General features: G+C 61.6%; 13 protein-coding genes and 1 tRNA gene. 6 read left to right on the top strand and 8 right to left on the bottom strand.

Annotation, left to right across the window (positions count from 1 at the left end):
- Positions 1-18 precede the first annotated feature (18 nt).
- Complete coding sequence (locus ACSQ2A_RS06260) at positions 19-1,275, top strand: cytochrome P450 (RefSeq protein WP_436071496.1); 1,257 nt, start codon at positions 19-21, stop codon at positions 1,273-1,275.
- Between the two features lie 121 nt (positions 1,276-1,396).
- Here ACSQ2A_RS06260 and ACSQ2A_RS06255 read toward each other — a convergent pair whose 3' ends face one another.
- The 6 genes from ACSQ2A_RS06255 to ACSQ2A_RS06230 all read right to left on the bottom strand — a co-directional run bounded on the left by ACSQ2A_RS06255 (position 1,397) and on the right by ACSQ2A_RS06230 (position 8,699).
- Complete coding sequence (locus tag ACSQ2A_RS06255) at positions 1,397-2,866, bottom strand: NAD(P)H-hydrate dehydratase (protein ID WP_436071495.1); 1,470 nt, start codon at positions 2,864-2,866, stop codon at positions 1,397-1,399.
- A 103-nt stretch (positions 2,867-2,969) separates the two neighbouring features.
- A complete protein-coding gene (locus ACSQ2A_RS06250; protein WP_436071494.1) occupies positions 2,970-4,505 on the bottom strand; it encodes a diguanylate cyclase in 1,536 nt (511 codons plus the stop codon).
- A gap of 212 nt (positions 4,506-4,717) precedes the next feature.
- Complete coding sequence (locus ACSQ2A_RS06245; protein ID WP_436071493.1) at positions 4,718-5,497, bottom strand: class I SAM-dependent methyltransferase; 780 nt, start codon at positions 5,495-5,497, stop codon at positions 4,718-4,720.
- 134 nt (positions 5,498-5,631) lie between these two features.
- A complete protein-coding gene (glnA, locus tag ACSQ2A_RS06240) occupies positions 5,632-7,041 on the bottom strand; it encodes a type I glutamate--ammonia ligase (RefSeq protein ID WP_436071492.1) in 1,410 nt (469 codons plus the stop codon).
- Positions 7,042-7,093: 52 nt separating this feature from the next.
- Positions 7,094-7,432, bottom strand: a complete 339-nt coding sequence (locus ACSQ2A_RS06235) for a P-II family nitrogen regulator (protein ID WP_035079039.1) — start codon at positions 7,430-7,432, stop codon at positions 7,094-7,096.
- Positions 7,433-7,679: 247 nt separating this feature from the next.
- Complete coding sequence (locus tag ACSQ2A_RS06230) at positions 7,680-8,699, bottom strand: PAS domain-containing protein (RefSeq protein ID WP_436071491.1); 1,020 nt, start codon at positions 8,697-8,699, stop codon at positions 7,680-7,682.
- Between the two features lie 355 nt (positions 8,700-9,054).
- On the opposite strand from ACSQ2A_RS06230, the gene ACSQ2A_RS06225 reads away from it, so the two are divergent.
- The 5 genes from ACSQ2A_RS06225 to ACSQ2A_RS06205 all read left to right on the top strand — a co-directional run bounded on the left by ACSQ2A_RS06225 (position 9,055) and on the right by ACSQ2A_RS06205 (position 14,210).
- Positions 9,055-10,851, top strand: coding sequence for a methyl-accepting chemotaxis protein (locus ACSQ2A_RS06225; RefSeq protein WP_436071490.1), 1,797 nt, complete (start codon positions 9,055-9,057; stop codon positions 10,849-10,851).
- Between the two features lie 92 nt (positions 10,852-10,943).
- On the top strand, positions 10,944-11,291 hold the full coding sequence (locus tag ACSQ2A_RS06220; RefSeq protein ID WP_436071637.1) for a nuclear transport factor 2 family protein: 348 nt from the start codon (positions 10,944-10,946) through the stop codon (positions 11,289-11,291).
- Between the two features lie 61 nt (positions 11,292-11,352).
- Positions 11,353-11,437, top strand: a tRNA-Leu gene (locus ACSQ2A_RS06215).
- 46 nt (positions 11,438-11,483) lie between these two features.
- The gene (tig, locus tag ACSQ2A_RS06210; protein WP_436071489.1) at positions 11,484-12,863 is read left to right on the top strand and encodes a trigger factor; all 1,380 of its coding nucleotides are present in this window, start codon (positions 11,484-11,486) and stop codon (positions 12,861-12,863) included.
- 117 nt (positions 12,864-12,980) lie between these two features.
- Positions 12,981-14,210 (top strand): GGDEF domain-containing protein, encoded by a 1,230-nt coding sequence (locus ACSQ2A_RS06205; protein ID WP_436071488.1) that lies wholly within the window; start codon positions 12,981-12,983, stop codon positions 14,208-14,210.
- Here the strand turns inward: ACSQ2A_RS06205 and ACSQ2A_RS06200 are convergent.
- Together ACSQ2A_RS06200 and ACSQ2A_RS06195 are read right to left on the bottom strand one after the other, a co-directional pair.
- Complete coding sequence (locus tag ACSQ2A_RS06200; protein ID WP_436071487.1) at positions 14,207-15,724, bottom strand: ATP-binding cassette domain-containing protein; 1,518 nt, start codon at positions 15,722-15,724, stop codon at positions 14,207-14,209. The genes ACSQ2A_RS06205 and ACSQ2A_RS06200 overlap by 4 nt on opposite strands.
- Before the next feature lie 591 nt (positions 15,725-16,315).
- Positions 16,316-16,633, bottom strand: coding sequence for a hypothetical protein (locus ACSQ2A_RS06195; protein WP_295412172.1), 318 nt, complete (start codon positions 16,631-16,633; stop codon positions 16,316-16,318).
- Positions 16,634-16,651: the final 18 nt, after the last annotated feature.

The following is a 16,651-nucleotide window of genomic DNA, read 5'->3' as shown; positions in this document are numbered from 1 at the left end:
CAAGCCCTACGGACGACCATGGCCGCCATTATTCAAGTCAAGCCGATCACCAATGTTCCGGACACCAGCCGCGCCAGTGCCGCCCCGCGCGACCCAGAATTCTTCCAGAACCCTTATGCTTTCTATGCCGAGCGGCATGCGAGCAATCCGGCCTTCTTCTGGGAAGAGTATGGGCACTGGTGTTTCGCCGACTTCAAATCGGTCAGCGCCTTGTTACGCGATAAGCGGTTTGGCCGCGAAATCCTGCATGTGGCGACGCGGGAGGAGATTGGCCTGCCGGAGCCAAAGCCGCATGTGGCGGATTTTGACCTGACCGAGAAATACTCGCTGCTGAACCTGGAGCCACCGGGGCACACGCGGCTGCGCATGCTGGTCAATCGCGCCTTCGTGTCGCGGCAGGTGGAGCAGTTGCGGCCGCGTATCCGGCAGCTGGCCAATGAGATCATCGATGGGTTCGAGGGCGAGGACAGCGTTGACCTGATCAAGGCTTTTGCTGCGCCCCTGCCCGCGATCATCATTGCAGAAATGATCGGGCTGCCGGCAGAGGCGGCGCCGCGATTGCTCAATTGGTCCAATCGCATGGTCACCATGTACATGTATGGCGTGACCTATGAGACCGAGCTCGATGCCAATAAGGCGTCGGCCGATTTCATGACTTATCTGCGCGATGTGATTGCCGAGCGGCGTCGGGTGCCTCGCGAGGACCTTCTTACTCACATGCTCACCGCCGAGCAGGGCGGCGAAAAGCTGAGCGACGATGAGGTGATGTCGACCGCCATTCTGCTGCTCAATGCCGGGCATGAGGCGACGGTGCACACGACCGGCAATGGGGTGAAATCGATTCTTGAAAGCGGGCTCGATCCCCAGGCGTTGTTTGCGACGCCGGAGCAGACCGAGGCGACGGTGGAAGAGTGCCTGCGCTTCGATGCACCGCTGCATCTCTTCACCCGCTATGCGCTGACGGACATGGACGTAGAAGGGATTCCGTTACGTAAGGGTGACGTGATTGGGCTAATGCTGGGTGCCGCCAATCGCGATCCCTCGCGCTTTGCCGATGCCGGTCGGTTCGATCCGTTCCGGACGGATGGCGCGAATGTCAGTTTTGGCGCGGGTATTCACTTCTGCATCGGCGCGCCGCTGGCTCGGATCGAGTTGCAGGAGGCGATGTCGGTGCTGTTCCAGCGGCTGCCGAAGCTGCGGCCGGCGGAAAAACCGAGTTACAACGACGTGTTCCACTTCCATGGGCTGGAAAAGCTCATGGTGCGCTGGGACTGAGGCGGAAGGACGGGTCGTCACCGCCCGGCTTGTCCGGGCGGTCCATGCTTGCGGCGAGATGGATTGCCCGGACAAGCCGGGCAATGACGACGGTGGGTAGCTGGGCGGTGGACGGGCGGACCTAAAGGGCTGCCAGCACACCAGGCAGCAGTGGCGGAATGTCTTCGCTGATCATGCCGGGGCCGCCGAAGCGATTGGCGGCTTCGGCGTGGAGCCAGGCGCCGGCGCAGGCGGCGTCGAAGCCGCTCATGCCCTGGGCAAGAAGGCCGCCGATAATGCCGGCGAGGACGTCGCCGGAGCCGGCTGTGCCGAGCCAGCTGGGGGCGTTGGCATTGATGGCGGCGCGGCCATCGGGCGCGGCGATGACGGTGTCGCTGCCCTTGAGCAGGATGACCGCGCCGGAGTGCTGCGCGGCGGCGCGGGCGCGCTCGAGCTTGCCGCCGGGCACATTGCCGAAGAGGCGCTGGAATTCGCCTTCGTGGGGCGTGAGCACGACGGAGCGATCGGTATTGGCCTTGATGGCGGCAAAGAGGGTTTCGCTCTCGCTGGCGAAACTGGTGATGGCATCGGCGTCGAGGACGGTTGCGGCGCCAGAGGACAGCGTAGCCAGCACTTTTTCGCGGGTAGCCTGGCCAATGCCGGCGGCGGGCCCGAGAATCACGGCATTCATGCGTTTGTCGCTCAGAAGCTCGGACAGCTCGGCAGCATTTTCGGCCGGCTTGAGCATGATGGCCGTCACGTGGGCGGCGTGAACGCGTAACGCGGAGGTTTCGCCTGCAAGGGAAACGACCCCTGCCCCCACGCGAAAAGCGCCATGGGCGGCAAGGCGCGCGCCGCCGGTTTCGAACTCGCTGCCGGATACGACGATGACGTGACCACGATCGTATTTGTGACCGTCGGCCATGGACTGCGGCATAGCCCAGAGTTCGCGTGTGTTCTGCCAGGCTTTCGGGCTGACACGGTCCAGGACCGCGTCGGGAATGCCGATATCGGCGAGGACGACCTCGCCGCAATGTTGGCGGCCAGGCAGCAGGACATGGCCGGGCTTGAGGCGGAAGAAGGTGACGGTCATGTCGGCGATCATGGCGATGCCGCGGACGGCGCCGGTGGCGCCATCAATGCCGCTTGGCACGTCGACGCTGACGACGGGGAGAGTGGAACCGTTGACCGTGGTGATGATGCTGGCGATCTCGCCTTCGACATCGCGATCGAGCCCGGCGCCGAGGATGGCGTCGACGACGAGGTCGGCGTCCTCGATGTCCTTTTCGCTCGGCGCGTCAATCCGGCCGGTCCACTGTTCTGCAGCAACCAGCGCGTCGCCCCGGAGGGAATCGCGCTCGCCGAGGAGGCGCACCTGCACGGGCCAGCCACGCTGTTGCAGGAGGCGCGCGACAATGAAGCCGTCTCCGCCATTGTTGCCGGTGCCGCAGAGTACGAGGACGGAGCGCTGGTAGTAGCGCTCGATTATGGCTTCGGCCACCGCCTTGCCGGCTGCCTCCATCAGGCGAAAGGACCGGACGCCTCCTTCGATGGCCAGACGATCGGCCTGGGCCATTTCCTGAGGCGTGAGAAGGGCATCGGTGTGGGCCATTTGTGCCTCGCTGCGAGTCGGTGCTCTCTATCTCATAGCGGGTTGGACCGAAAATGAGACAAAGAAACGGCGCGGCGGAGTGATTAGAGGCTGGAAGGCGCTCTCAGCCGACGTGGCGGCGCTGATCGGCGTCGCGCCAGACGGTGCGATCGCGGCCGGAGCGCTTGGCCGCGTAGAGACGCATGTCGGCGGTGATCATGATATCGGTGTGGTGGCTGGTCTCTGCCGTCGAGCAGAGGCCAACGCTGGCGGTGGTCAAAAGGCCGGGCGCGACGTCGCCCCAGTCGATGTCGCGGAGCGCCAGGCGCACATTCTCGACCACCGCGACGGCTGCTTCGGTGTCGTGGTGAGGCAGGAGCAGGACGAATTCCTCGCCGCCGAGGCGAGCGGCAAAACCCAGCTCCGCCATGTGCACTTCCAGAGTTCGCGACACGCGCCGCAGGACGTCGTCACCGACGAGGTGCGAATACTGATCGTTCACGGCCTTGAAGTGGTCGAGATCGACAATGGCCAGCGCATAAGCGCTGCCGGCAAGGTCTTCCACCTTGCGCTCAAAACTGCGCCGATTTGGCATGCCGGTCAGGGCATCCATCAAGGCCTCGGCCGCCAGAGCACTGGCGCGGGCGCGCAGTTCGCGTGTTTCGGCGCGCAACTCTGCAGCCTTGGCGAGGCGGTGGGTCGTTTCGCCGGATTGGCGCACGTAGAGCGCGTGATAGCGCTTCTGCAAAGCCAGCGCTTCTTCGAACCGGCCCTGCGCCTCGAAGACGCGGCCTAGTTGGGAAGCAGCATTGAGCTGGTGGTCGATCTGGCCGGTTTTGTCAGCGAGATCGAGCGATTGCCGGGCTGCTTCCTGGGCGCCCGCGAGATCGCCGCTGCGCAGGCGGGCCGTGGCAAGTGTGTAGAGGTAGTGGATGCGGAGGCTCGTGCCGCCCTCGCCGGGCACGGCGGCCGAGCGATCGAGATGCGCCATGGCCGACGGAACATCGCCGCGAAGGGCGTACATTTCGGCACAATTGCCGAGCGCGACGCGTAGAATCCAGAGGTCGCCAAAGTCTTCCGCCGCTTCTATGGCCTCGGTGGTGGCGGCGATGGCTCGATCGAGCCAGAGGTCCATGGAGGCCGCATCTTCATTGGCCTCGGCCTCCTCCGCCAGCTTCACTTGGCAAAAACCAAGATTGAGCAGGGCGAAAGCGTGGTGCCCCCGGGCCCCTGCCTCGGCAGCGACCGATATGGCGCGCTGGAGCAGCGGAACGGCCATGGAAACCTGCCGGCAAACCGCGAGGGTCACGCCACGGGCATTGAGTGCAAAAGCCAGGACAGAGGGGTCAACGCCGCTTTCGGCGGTAGCAACGGCAAGCGTTGCCATCTCGAAGGCGTCGTCGCTGAGGCCATTATCGAGGAGGAGGAAAGCTTCCACCGCCTCGATACGCGCCAATTCCACTGCGTCGCCAAGCTGGCTCCAGAGCCGTCTCGCCGCAACGGCGCATTCAAGACCCGCCTCCGGATCGCCCAGCCGCATGCAGCACCAGGCCATCTGGCTCATGCTACGGGCAAGCGCCTCGGAGTCGCCTTTTTGCTCCGCCGACACGAAGGCCAACTTGGCGTGGCGCATCGCACCGGCACAATCACCTCTATCCATGAGGCGAAGGCTCTGGGCAAGGTCGTCACCGAAAAAGCGCTGGTCCGTCACAGATACTCGCAACTTGGAGGCAGGGACGACTATAGCCGATGTTCGCCCCTGATTATACTCAACTTTTCGGAGTGCATGGTATTTGGCCGGCGACGTGGACAAGCAAAGGGGCCCGAACAGGCCCCTCTTCGTCTCCGACATGCCGAAGCGCGCGACCGCATCTAGTGGGCCACCGTCCCCTTGATGGCGTGGGCACGAGCTTTGATGGTGATCGGGCCCTGCCCTGTTATCTCCTGCGCCCTGATGCGGATGCCTGCCACATCTTGCGCGCTCAACTGGTTGAGCACCTGGCTTATGCCCGGCGCAGAGGTACCGACGGCCCAATATTCATCGAAGGTTGGGTAGATGCGCGATACGTGGATAGTTTTGGTGGCGACGTCAGCAAGGCCCGCAGCAGTCCAAAGCTTTTCCAGGACAGCGAGATCGCCTGCCTCCGGATGGGGTGGCAGAATGGGCGTTATGCTTGCCGCTGACATGGCCCTGTGGATCGCTTCATAGGGAAAGCCACCGCCCAAAATATCCCACGCATAGGCTGTGACCTTGCCCCCTCGCCGCACGACGCGAACCATTTCGTCCACGGCCGCATTGGCATCGGGCACGAAGAAGATCACGAGGGCCATCAGGGCCATATCGAAGTCATCGTCTGGAAAAGGCAGATCGTCTGCCGTACCGATGCTGAAATTGGCGACGCCCGACTGGTGGCGCTGCCGGGCGAAGTCGAGCTGCTGGGCGGATGGGTCCAGTGCCTCGATATGTGCCGGCGCTACGCGCCTGACCAGCAATTCCGTGGACGCGCCATTGCCGCAGCCAACATCGATCCAGCGTTTGCCGGAAGGTGCGTCGAGCCAGTCAAGAAAGGCGTTTCCGACCTCCGCGCTCCAGAGGCCCATCATCGTTTCGTAGCTTTTGCCGTCGACGAATTGCATCGTTTGGACAGACATCAGGCGTCTCCATCGCAGGAAAGGCCACCCTCGAAACGAACGATACTCCTTAACTTCGGCTCTCGCATCCACGATGTAGGTGCCGACGTAAAAAAGGGCCCCGGAGGGCCCTTTTCTCTTCGCTACTGCAGCTCTTAGGCCGAGTAGTACATTTCGTATTCGACCGGATGCGGGGTCATTTCGACGCGGAGGACTTCCTGCATCTTCAGTTCGATATAGGCATCGATGAAATCGTCGTCCATGACGCCGCCGACCTTGAGGAAGTCGCGGTTCTTGTCGAGGTTTTCCAGAGCTTCACGGAGCGAGCCGGAAACGGTCGGGATTTCCTTAAGTTCGTCCTTGGGCAGTTCGTAGAGATCCTTGTCCATCGGCTCGCCGGGGTGGATCTTGTTCTTGATGCCGTCGAGGCCGGCCATCAGCAGCGCGGTGTAGGCCAGGTACGGATTTGCCAGCGGATCGGGGAAGCGGACTTCAACGCGCTTTGCCTTCGGCGACTGGCCGAAGGGGATACGGCAGGAAGCCGAACGGTTACGGGCCGAGTAGGCCAGCAGAACCGGAGCTTCGAAGCCGGGCACCAGACGCTTGTAGGAGTTGGTGGTCGGGTTGGTGAAGGCGTTGATCGCCTTGGCGTGCTTGATGACGCCGCCGATGTAATAGAGGCATTCCATCGAAAGGCCGGCATACTGGTCGCCAGCGAAGAGCGGCTTGCCGTCCTTCCAGATCGACATGTGGCAGTGCATGCCCGAACCGTTGTCGCCATAAACCGGCTTCGGCAGGAAGGTTGCGGTCTTGCCATAGGCATTGGCAACCTGCTGAACGGCATACTTGTAGATCAGCACGTCGTCAGCCGACGCGATCATCTGCTTGTACTTCAGGCCGAGTTCGTGCTGGGCGGAAGCCACTTCGTGGTGGTGCTTCTCGATGATGATGCCCATCTGGCCCATGGCTTCGAGCATCTCGCCGCGCATGTCCTGCGCGCTATCAAGCGGGGGAACCGGGAAGTAGCCCTTCTTGATGCCGATGTGGTGACCGTTATTGCCGGACTCGTAGTCGGCATCGTTGTTGGTCGGCAGTTCGGAGTGATCGACCGAGAAACCAACCTTGTAGGTGGTGGTCGAGTACTTCACGTCGTCGAAGATGAAGAATTCGGGCTCGGGGCCGAACACGACGGTGTCGCCGATACCGGAGGACTTCACGAGGCCCTCAGCCTTCTTGGCGATCGAGCGCGGATCGCGGTTGTAGGGCTGGTAGGTTGCCGGCTCGAGAATGTCGCAGTTGATCGCGAGGGTCGAGGCCGCGAAGAAGGGGTCGATGTAAGCCGAGTTCGGATCGGGCATCAGCACCATGTCGGACTCGTTGATGGCCTTCCAGCCAGCAATCGAGGAACCGTCGAACATCACGCCATCTTCGAACATGTCGGCGTCAACGACGGACGCATCCATGGTGACGTGCTGCAGCTTGCCGCGCAGGTCGGTGAAACGCACGTCGAGATACTTGATGTTCTCGTCTTTCATGCGCTGGATAATGTCTGCTCCGGTAGTCATCAGGTCTTCCCCTGTAATCGCACTGCTTGTTGCTGGTGTTGTGACGCGACGCTTAGAGTGCGTCGTCGCCGAATTCGCCGGTACGGATGCGGATGGCTTGTTCGATCGAATAAACGAAAATCTTGCCATCGCCGATGCGGCCGGTTTGCGCGGCATTGCGGATCGCCTCGATCGCCTTTTCGGCGAGCTCGTCGGGGCAAACCACCTCGACCTTCACCTTGGGAAGGAAATCGACGACATATTCCGCGCCACGATAGAGCTCCGTGTGCCCCTTCTGGCGGCCAAAGCCTTTGGCCTCGGTCACGGTGATGCCCTGCAGGCCAACTTCCTGCAGTGCCTCTTTGACTTCGTCGAGCTTGAAGGGCTTTACGATAGCCTCGATTTTTTTCAACTGTGCCTCCACTGAGCGTCTTAGGCCGTTACCGCCAACCTGTATGCACGGGCCATGCCAGCGTGCCAAAGCATGGAAAACATTAACCGTTGCATGGACTTGGCCAGGGCGGGCGAGATGCGGCCGGGTGGTCACGATAGCATGATTGATCGTTTTTCGAGCTATCTGCATATTTTTTATGCACGCAATTGCCGCTTTCGGACATTCCTTGCGCCGCGGCTGACCAAAATCTCACCACATGCTGCATTCAGGCGAGATCGGAGACGGCAAAGCGGCCGCGCTCGTCGCGCCAGATGGTGAGACCAGCCTCTCGGAAGGCCAGCAGGACCAGACGCAGGCTGTCGCCCTGCCCGGGGACTTCGGCACTCTCGATGCGGCGAACCGTCGAAACCGAGATGCCGGCATTTTGGGCGAGCGTTTCGGCGGTCCAATCGAGAAGCGCGCGGCAGGCCCGGACCTGAGCCGGCGTCAGGGAGGCAAGATCATCCCTTGTCGAGCGCGGAGCCGTAATGCGGGCGTTACTGCTCGAAATGCCGCCATAGAGCAGGCTGGAGGACATTTCGGAGGAGAAAGGCAGCCCTTCGATGTGGAACTGCTGGTACTCGCCATTGGTGAGACGCAGGCGCGGCGAGAAGCTGTAGGGCTTCCGATTTCCCACCGCTTCGCGCCAGTGGTCGGGCAGGCGTTCGAGATCGTCGGGATGGAGGCTCGCGCGCCAATTGCTGACATCGCCATCCGGCACAGCACCGGTGTCGATGAGATCGCTGCTGAAATGCTCGATCAGGCGCCCCTCCTCGTCGGCGATCCACAGGATCGCACCGATGAGGCGGGAAATGTTTTGCAGGAGGGCGCGCGTGTTAGCGAGGCGTTCGCCGACATCCTGCCGCTCGGTAATGTCGGAGACCACGGCGACGACGCGGGTCGCATTGCCGTCGCGATCAAAGAGGCGCCGGGCTTCGCTCCGCAGATGCCGCAACTGGCCGTCCGGGCGGATGATCCTGAACTGCCGGTCGGTCTGACGAGAATCGGTGACGAAGCCGTGCAGATCGTCGACGGGCAAGCGATCCTTGGGATGCACAAGGGTTTCGAGGAAGGCCAGGTCGAGGTGGAGGCCGGCCGGATTGATGCCGGCCAGAGCGTAGAGCCCGGCCGAACAATGAAGCCGCGCATTGGCGATATCCCAGGACCAGAAGCCAACGCCAAGCCTGGCTTCGACCGCGCGCACCCACTCGTCGGATTGCCGGATACCCGGACTACGTTCTGCCATGTCCCTCTCTCCATCGGATGCTTTTCGCATCCGCTAACCGCACAGCAGGAGCTGGCCAGACGAAGTCAGGGACTCTGCGGCATCATCAAGTGCCGCGTGTTGTCTTTCTTCGAAAACCTGGGCCATGGCAAGTGCCCGTGGCGATCGTTTTTTTGAGACTAGCGACAAGATTCGTGGGGATGACTTGATCTGGATCAATGAAACTATTTCTCTCAGCCCTTGAGCAGAAAAGTAGCGAAGTCGGCGCATTGGGAGAAATACGTACTCCGACAGGGGCCCAAAAGGGTCGAACGCCGAAAGATAGTGCTCATCTGAAGTTGTTAACGTCGGTCCACTTTCAACCCTGGGGGATACTGTGGACGTCCGCCTCTTCAGCAATAAGCGCCGGGTTCTGGCGCAAGAGAACCAAGCTACACTCGACGCAATTTCGCGGGCGCTGGCAGTCATCGAATTCGAACTCGACGGTACGATCCGGACAGCCAACAAGAACTTCCTCGACGTGATGGGATACACGCTCGAAGAAGTTCGCGGGCAGCATCACCGCATTTTCGTCGACCCGGCGGAGAGCGCCCTGCCCGACTACAAGCTGTTCTGGGAGCAATTGGCCAAGGGCGAATTCCAGGCGGCAGAATATCGCCGCATCGGCAAGGGCCGACGGGATGTCTGGATTCAGGCGACCTACAATCCGGTCTTCGGGCGCGATGGGAAGCCCACGAAGATCGTGAAGTTTGCGACCGATGTTACGGCAGCAAAACTGGTTGCCGCGGACAGCGCCGGCCAGCTTGCCGCGATCTCGCGCTCACAGGCCGTCATCGAATTCACACCGAAGGGCGAGGTGATTACCGCCAACGACAATTTCTGTCAGGCGTTGGGCTATTCGCTCGATGAAATCCGCGGGCGGCATCACAAGATTTTTGTGCCGGCGACGGAAGCATCGACCAGTGCCTATCAGGAGTTCTGGAGCCGGTTGGGGCGGGGCGAGTTTCAGGCGGCGGAATATCTGCGCGTCGGCAAAGGTGGGCAGGAAGTCTGGATCCAGGCGACCTACAATCCGATCTTCGACCACCATGGGAAGGTGTTCAAGATCGTCAAATATGCCACCGATGTTACTGATCGGAAGCGCGCAGTGAACCTGCTGGGCAGCGAGCTGGCCAAACTAGCCCAGGGCGACCTGCGGGCCCGCATCCAGACGCCGTTCAAGGGCGAACTCGATGCCGTGCGGCTCGCCTACAACAATACTGTTGACCGCTTTGCCGAGATCGTGGCTCGGCTCCGGCGCTCGTCGAGCACGCTGCGCGCGGCAACGGCCGAGATCCTGACCGGCGCCAATGATCTTGCCGAGCGCACCTCGCGGCAGGCTTCGGCGATCCAGGAAACGAGTGCCGCAATGAGGAACCTGGCGAGCACGGTGGAGGAGAATGCAGCGCTGGCTGAAGAGGCCAGCGGCAAGACGCGGGCCGTCTCGACGACCGCCGAGCAGAGCGGCGAGGTCATGAGCCAGGCTCAGGAGGCCATGGGACGAATCCTGGCGTCTTCGTCGCAGATCTCAAACATTGTCGGCCTGATCGACGATATTGCCTTCCAGACCAACCTGCTCGCCCTCAACGCTTCCGTCGAGGCGGCGCGGGCGGGCGACGCTGGCAAGGGCTTTGCCGTGGTTGCGGTGGAAGTGCGCCGGCTTGCGCAATCGGCGGCGCAGGCGTCCTCGGACGTCAAGGCGCTGATCGAGCGATCATCCTCGGAAATTTCGACGGGGTCCAAGCTGCTTTCCGACGCGGCGGAGCGCATTGCCAGCATGCTGGGTGATGTGCGGGACAATAGCGGCCTCATGGACAGCATTGCCAGCGGCAGCCGCCAGCAATCGGGCGCGATTTCCGAAGTTGCCACGGCGGTGCGGCAGATGGACGAGATGACGCAACACAATGCGGCGCTCGTCGAAGAGACCAATGCAGCGATCGAGCAGACCGAGGGACAGGCGAGCGAACTCGACAGAATCGTCGAGGTCTTCGTGGTCGACGACGGGCCGCGCGGCCGCGAGCCGGCGAAACCGGCGCAGGAGAAGTCGCGCTCAGCGCCGCGGGCGGCCAGGCCGGCATGGGATTGGATGGGGCAAGGTAACGCAGCCCTCGATATCGGCTGGAGCGAGCGCTAAGCGAACCCAGGCAGGTCGCCATCCGGCGTCCTGCCTGTCATTTCCGACCCGGAATTGCTATCGACTTCCTTCGGAGGAGCAAATTGACCAAAATGACACCACTCGAATGCGTGGAACTTCAGCTCGCGGCCTATAACGAGCGAAATCTCGAGCTTTTCCTGACCGCTTTTGCCGAAAACGTCCGCTGCTATCGCCTGCCCGACATGGTTCTTACCATCGATGGAAAAGCGGCCCTCGGCGAGTTCTATGCGGCGAACCGCTTCGTGCATGAGGGATTGCACGCCAAGCTGCTGAATCGAATGGTGGTTGGGAACAAGGTCATCGATCATGAACTGATCCATGGACTCGGCCCGGAGCCTATCGAGACATCCGTGGTCTTCGTCATCGAGGATGGGCTGATCGCTCAAGTGTTCTTCATTCCGGCCAAATCGCCAAGCTAGGCTTTGACTGGCTTCAACACTTCATATAGATGCATCGCCAACCCGGCCGACGGGGACCCTTGCGGGTGTGGCGGAATTGGTAGACGCACTGGATTTAGGTTCCAGCGCCGCAAGGCGTGGAGGTTCGAGTCCTCTCACCCGCACCATAGCGGCCTCGGCCGAACGAGATGAACCAATACGGGATAAACCCCAATGCAGGTAACTGAGACCCTTAACGAAGGCCTGAAGCGCAAGCTCAGCGTCACCATTCCGGCCGCTGACCTCGTGTCGCGCCTCGATGCCAAGCTCGAAGAACTCAAGGGCCAGGCCAGCATCAAGGGCTTCCGTCCGGGCAAGGTTCCGACCGCTCACCTCAAGAAGGTCTATGGCCGCTCGGCCATGTCCGAAGTGATGACCGACGCCATCAACTCGACCGTGTCCGACACGCTCGACGGTCGCAAGGAACGCGCCGCAGCCCAGCCCAAGGTTGACCTGCCGCAGGACCAGACGCTGATCAACGACGTGCTCGACGGCAAGGCCGACCTCGCATTCGAAGTCGAATACGAAGTTCTCCCGCCGGTCTCGCTGATGGACCTCAAGGGCCTGAAGCTCAACAAGCCGGTCGTTGAAGTCACCGAAGAAGAAATCGACGCCGAAGTGAATCGCGTGTTCGCCCAGAACCGTGGCTTCACCGACAAGGGCGATGGCGCCGTTGTCGAACAGGGCGACCGTCTCGGTCTCTCGTTCGTTGGCAAGATCGACGGCGTTGCCTTCCCGGGCGGCACCTCCGACCATGCTCACCTGACCGTCGGCTCCGGCGAATTCATCCCTGGCTTCGAAGAACAGCTCGTTGGCCAGAAGAAGGACGAAACCCGCACCATCAAGGTCACCTTCCCCGCTGACTACGGCAATGCCGAACTCGCCGGCAAGGAAGCTACCTTCGACGTCACCATCCTCCATGTCGATGGCCCGAACCAGGGTGAACTCGACGACGAATTCGCCAAGCGCCTCGGCGTCGAAGACGTTGCCGGCCTGCGCAAGGCCGTGAAGGAGCAGATGGAAGCCGCACTCGTTTCCATGAGCAAGCAGCACGTCAAGCGTCAGATTCTCGACGCCCTCGACGAAGGCCACAAGTTCGACGTTCCGGCCCAGCTGGTCGAAGCCGAATTCGCCACCATCTGGCAGCGCGTTCAGCATGAAGTTGAAGGCCACGGCCGCTCCTTCGAAGACGAAGGCACGACCGAAGCCGAAGCCAAGGAACAGTATCAGCGTATCGCCGAGCGCCGCGTGCGTCTGGGTCTCGTCGTTGCCGAAATCGGCAACCAGAACGAAGTCCAGGTGACCGACGACGAGCACCAGCAAGCCCTGCTTGCTGAAATCCGCCGCTTCCCCGGCCAGGAACAGCAGGTCTACGACTACTACCGCAAGAACGCTCAGGCTCTCGCCAGCCTCCGCGCTCCGGTGTTCGAGAACAAGGTCGTCGACTATGTCGCCAGCCTTGCCGAACAGACCGAGAAGAAGATGTCGCGCGACGAGCTGGCCAAGCTCATCCAGGCCGACGAAAACGAAGTGCCGGAAGAGCATCACCACTAATTGGTGCGACTCATGGTTTAGTAGGGCCGCCTTCGGGCGGCCCTTTCTTTTTGGCCAGCCGGCGGCGACAAACGGTTAACCTGTTATTGCATCGCGACGAATAGACTTCGCGACGGGATGCAGGACACATTTGGAACCTCGACGATGGTGCATGGCCAGCTTTTCTTTGCACTCGTCAATCCGATTATCGCACTGCTGTTTTCGCTCGGCTTCGCGCTCATCTGGCTGCGGTGGCGGGACTACAAGCATCTGCCGGTCCTCTCCGCGGCCTTCCTCTGCCTCGGCCTCGGGTTCATCTTCTACGACTTTCGCATTCTGGTGTGGCCGGGCGACATCAATGTCGGCGCCAACATTCTCTACGTCGCCACCATAACCCTGGCGTGCAGCAGCACGTTTCTGCGCAAGAACCAACCGCCTCCCACCTTGCTCTTCCTGGCGGTCATAGCCTCGGGCGCCCTGCCCTTCGCGTGGTATCTGCTGGTCGAACCTTCCATATTGGCGCGCATCGTGATCACGTCGGCGATTTTTGCCGGCGTGACCAGCATCACCTTTGTCGGGCTCGTTCGCCAGCGGGACAGGACGGTCGCCGACAACCTGTTTGCATCCGCCGTCGGTCTCGCCTTCTTCGTCGCCATTTTCCGGCCCGGCCTAGTTTTGACGGGGGCCCTGGACATAGAGAGCTCCGCCGGCTTCACCGCCTCGGACTACTGGACATCGATCAGGGCCTTTACCCCGATCATGTCGATCATCGTCGCGACGCTCTTTACCGTGGCCATTGGCCTCGATGTGATTGGACACCTCAAGGGTCAGGCAGATCGAGATTATCTGACGGGCCTTCTCAATCGGCGTGGCTTCGAGACGACCGGGGACGAAGCCGTGACCCGGGATTTTGCCAATTCACGCCAACCCGCAATGCTCGTGGCCGATATCGACGACTTCAAGAAGGTCAATGACACGTTTGGGCACAAGGTTGGAGATGCCGTGATCGTTGCCGTGGGCCGCACATTGGCGCGGCATGGCGAGGCTGTTCTGGCGGCGCGCACTGGTGGTGAGGAGTTCGCCCTCTACTACAACGACATCGATCGGGCCGAACTGCAGGAAATTGCCCGCAGGATACGCGCTGCGCTGGCGCAGGTGACGATTGCCGGCCTGCCGAGCAATTACCCCGTTACGCTCAGCATCGGGCTTCACCTCAGCTATAGCCACGAGTCTCTGACCGGCATGATGACCCTCGCCGACCAGGCGCTCTACCGGGCAAAGAGCGAGGGCAAAGATCGGGCGGTGATGACGCCCGTTCGCTTACACCTTGCAACCGGAAGCAGATTGCAGAGCCAGGATCGGCTCTAGGGCGTTTCCGCCATTTCCGCGAAGAAGTCTTCCGGCCCTTCGACCTCACGCAAGCGCCTGCCAATGATCTGAAGGAAGCGCGTCCCCACGCCCCGCAGGAAGGCTCGATCGTGGGAGACGAGGAGACAGGTCGCGCCATGCTCGGCAATGTCCAGCTCAAGCTGTTCCTGGCCGGGAATATCGAGATGGTTGGTGGGTTCGTCGAGCAGATAGAAATTCGGCCGTTGCAGGCGTAGGGCCAGCAGTGCCAGGCGTGCTCGCTGGCCGAGGGACAGCATGCGGATTTGCTTGTCCTGCCGGTCGGGATCAAAGCCCGCGCCAGCCAGCAGCGCGATACTGCGGCGGTCGCCTTCATTGTAGCGCGAGACAATAAAGTCCAGCGGCGTCTGTTTGAGCGGCAACCAATCGAGAGCCTGATCGAGATAGCCCGGCACGATCTGCGGGCTGAGGCGCAATCCGTCCACAGCCTCGCCTCCGAGCGCGGCCGCCACTTTTCGCATGAGCTGGGATTTGCCGGTGCCGTTGCGGCCAAGCAGGACGACGCGATCGCCCTGGAAAACGTGCAGCTTATCGATGGAGAACAGCGGACGCCCATCAGGTGTCGTCACGGCCATGTTCTCGAAGGCGAGCATGACGCGGGCTTCGGCGCCGCTGTTCCCCAACATGACCTTGCCGGTCTTCTCGCGATGCACGGAGACGACCTGGTTCTCGATCTTTTCGGCGCGCTCGCGAAGCTGCTTGGATTTGACCGTCAGCAGGTCGCTGCCGGAGTTGATGCCGATATTGGTCAGCTTGGCCGCCTGCTTGCGCAGCTGGGCAACTTCCTTGAGGTCGCGCTGGCGCTGTTGCTCCGCGGCCTCGTCGGCTTCGTCGAGGGCGTTGCGTGCGGCGCTGTAGGCGAGCGGGAAGAAATGTGAGGTTTCGGGCCGCAGGAAGAGCGTGCGGTTGGTGACGCTATCCAAAAACTGGCGGTCGTGGCTGGCCATGACCACGATCGTCTGGCGCGGCAATGCGGCCATCCAGTTTTCGAGCGCGAGGATGCGGCCGAGGTCGAGATGGTTGGTGGGCTCGTCGAGGAGCAAAAGGTCCGGCTGGGTGACCCAGCCGCGGGCGATCAGCGCCAGACGCTGCCAGCCGCCGCTCAATTGGCCGATTGGCTTTTGCACGAGATCGAGCGGGAAGCCGAGTTCGTCGAGAGCCACGTCGGCGCGCCAGCCCTCGCTTTCGCGGTCGGCTTGCGGCAGGGCCTGCTCGACGAAATCACGCAGCGGAATGGCCAATGCTTCCGGCGGCACGTCCTGCGGGACATAGCCGATGGTCAGGCCGCGCGAGCGGGAGAGTTCGCCTTCGCTGAGTTCTGCCTCGCCCACGAAAGCGCGCAGCAGCGTGGATTTGCCGCGACCATTGGCGGCGACAAGGCCGACGCGATCGCCATCGGAAAGCGACAGGGAGAGATTGGAGAAAAGCACATGGCCCGAACGGAGGCCGGCATTACGGAGGCTGAGATTTGCCATCTTGTAGTCTTTCTGGGCGGCAAGCGCTGCGTTTCGACGCGCGCCTAGTCCATCATTTTGCATCCTGACAGAGGTCAGAATGCCGTGACGGGCAAACCAGAAGGATCAATGACGGAAGATGACGTCCGAACCGGGCTGGTCAGCCCTGCAGCTTGAGCCACAGGGCGTGAACGGGGCCATACTGATGATGATGAGTGAAATAGATCATGCATCCCTCCCCGTTTCGTGTTGGACGATTTGGCCTACGACCAAAAGCAGAGCTAATCGACCTTTTGGCCGAAAGCAAGCGTCAGGCGAGATAGAAAACAAGGCTCGCAAGCAGGGTCGCCCCAAAACGCGGGACGTGGAGTTGGGCCAGCCGGTACGCAATACTCAAAAATCCGGCTCTTGGCCAAACGCCAGCAGATGAACCGAAATGGGGCACTAAATACGCAATACTGGGCCCATTTCGGGTTCGCATACGGCAACTCCATACAAAAACCGTATGCCTGAACGCTAACAGCGCGCGCTTAAGAAAGTGCTTTCAAGAAGCAAACGAGGAGTAAACGCGACGGCCCAAGTTGAAACGGGGTTTTACCGATCGCCCGCCGATCAGCCTGCAGGCCGGAGGGCCTTCTGGCCACGAATGCGATCGGCGCAGAAATCGAAGTCTATGAGATAGACCCAGCCATCCTGCGTGGCGCGCACCTGGATGCGCTTTTCATTGGCGACATTGAGCGAGATATTGGTGTAGCCACGCCGGGCGATCGCTTCGCGAATCTGGTGATCCGAGAGGCACATGGGCAGTTGGGGGTAGAAATCCCGCGGCTCATCGCCGAAGTGGAAGCCAAAGCTGACCTGCGCCGAGGCAGGCATCGGGACAAGTGCCAGCGCCGACAGCATTGCGGCAGCGATAATTTTCTTGACCATGACATTGCTCCTTTTCGA

This window comes from Devosia sp. LjRoot3, from assembly GCF_964252865.1.
Lineage (GTDB): Bacteria > Pseudomonadota > Alphaproteobacteria > Rhizobiales > Devosiaceae > Devosia.
The sequence above is the reverse complement of the archived record's forward strand: the minus strand, read 5'-3'. Positions and strand labels throughout refer to the sequence as shown.

What these genes read in the sequence shown, in the direction of transcription:
- ACSQ2A_RS06260 (WP_436071496.1), top strand. Translation starts at nt 19, where the DNA reads ATGGCCGCCATTATTCAAGTCAAGCCGATCACCAATGTTCCGGACACC.
- ACSQ2A_RS06255 (WP_436071495.1), bottom strand. Translation starts at nt 2,866, where the DNA reads ATGGCCCACACCGATGCCCTTCTCACGCCTCAGGAAATGGCCCAGGCC.
- ACSQ2A_RS06250 (WP_436071494.1), bottom strand. Translation starts at nt 4,505, where the DNA reads ATGGATAGAGGTGATTGTGCCGGTGCGATGCGCCACGCCAAGTTGGCC.
- ACSQ2A_RS06245 (WP_436071493.1), bottom strand. Translation starts at nt 5,497, where the DNA reads ATGTCTGTCCAAACGATGCAATTCGTCGACGGCAAAAGCTACGAAACG.
- glnA (WP_436071492.1), bottom strand. Translation starts at nt 7,041, where the DNA reads ATGACTACCGGAGCAGACATTATCCAGCGCATGAAAGACGAGAACATC.
- ACSQ2A_RS06230 (WP_436071491.1), bottom strand. Translation starts at nt 8,699, where the DNA reads ATGGCAGAACGTAGTCCGGGTATCCGGCAATCCGACGAGTGGGTGCGC.
- ACSQ2A_RS06220 (WP_436071637.1), top strand. Translation starts at nt 10,944, where the DNA reads ATGACACCACTCGAATGCGTGGAACTTCAGCTCGCGGCCTATAACGAG.
- tig (WP_436071489.1), top strand. Translation starts at nt 11,484, where the DNA reads ATGCAGGTAACTGAGACCCTTAACGAAGGCCTGAAGCGCAAGCTCAGC.
- ACSQ2A_RS06205 (WP_436071488.1), top strand. Translation starts at nt 12,981, where the DNA reads ATGCAGGACACATTTGGAACCTCGACGATGGTGCATGGCCAGCTTTTC.
- ACSQ2A_RS06200 (WP_436071487.1), bottom strand. Translation starts at nt 15,724, where the DNA reads ATGGCAAATCTCAGCCTCCGTAATGCCGGCCTCCGTTCGGGCCATGTG.
- ACSQ2A_RS06195 (WP_295412172.1), bottom strand. Translation starts at nt 16,633, where the DNA reads ATGGTCAAGAAAATTATCGCTGCCGCAATGCTGTCGGCGCTGGCACTT.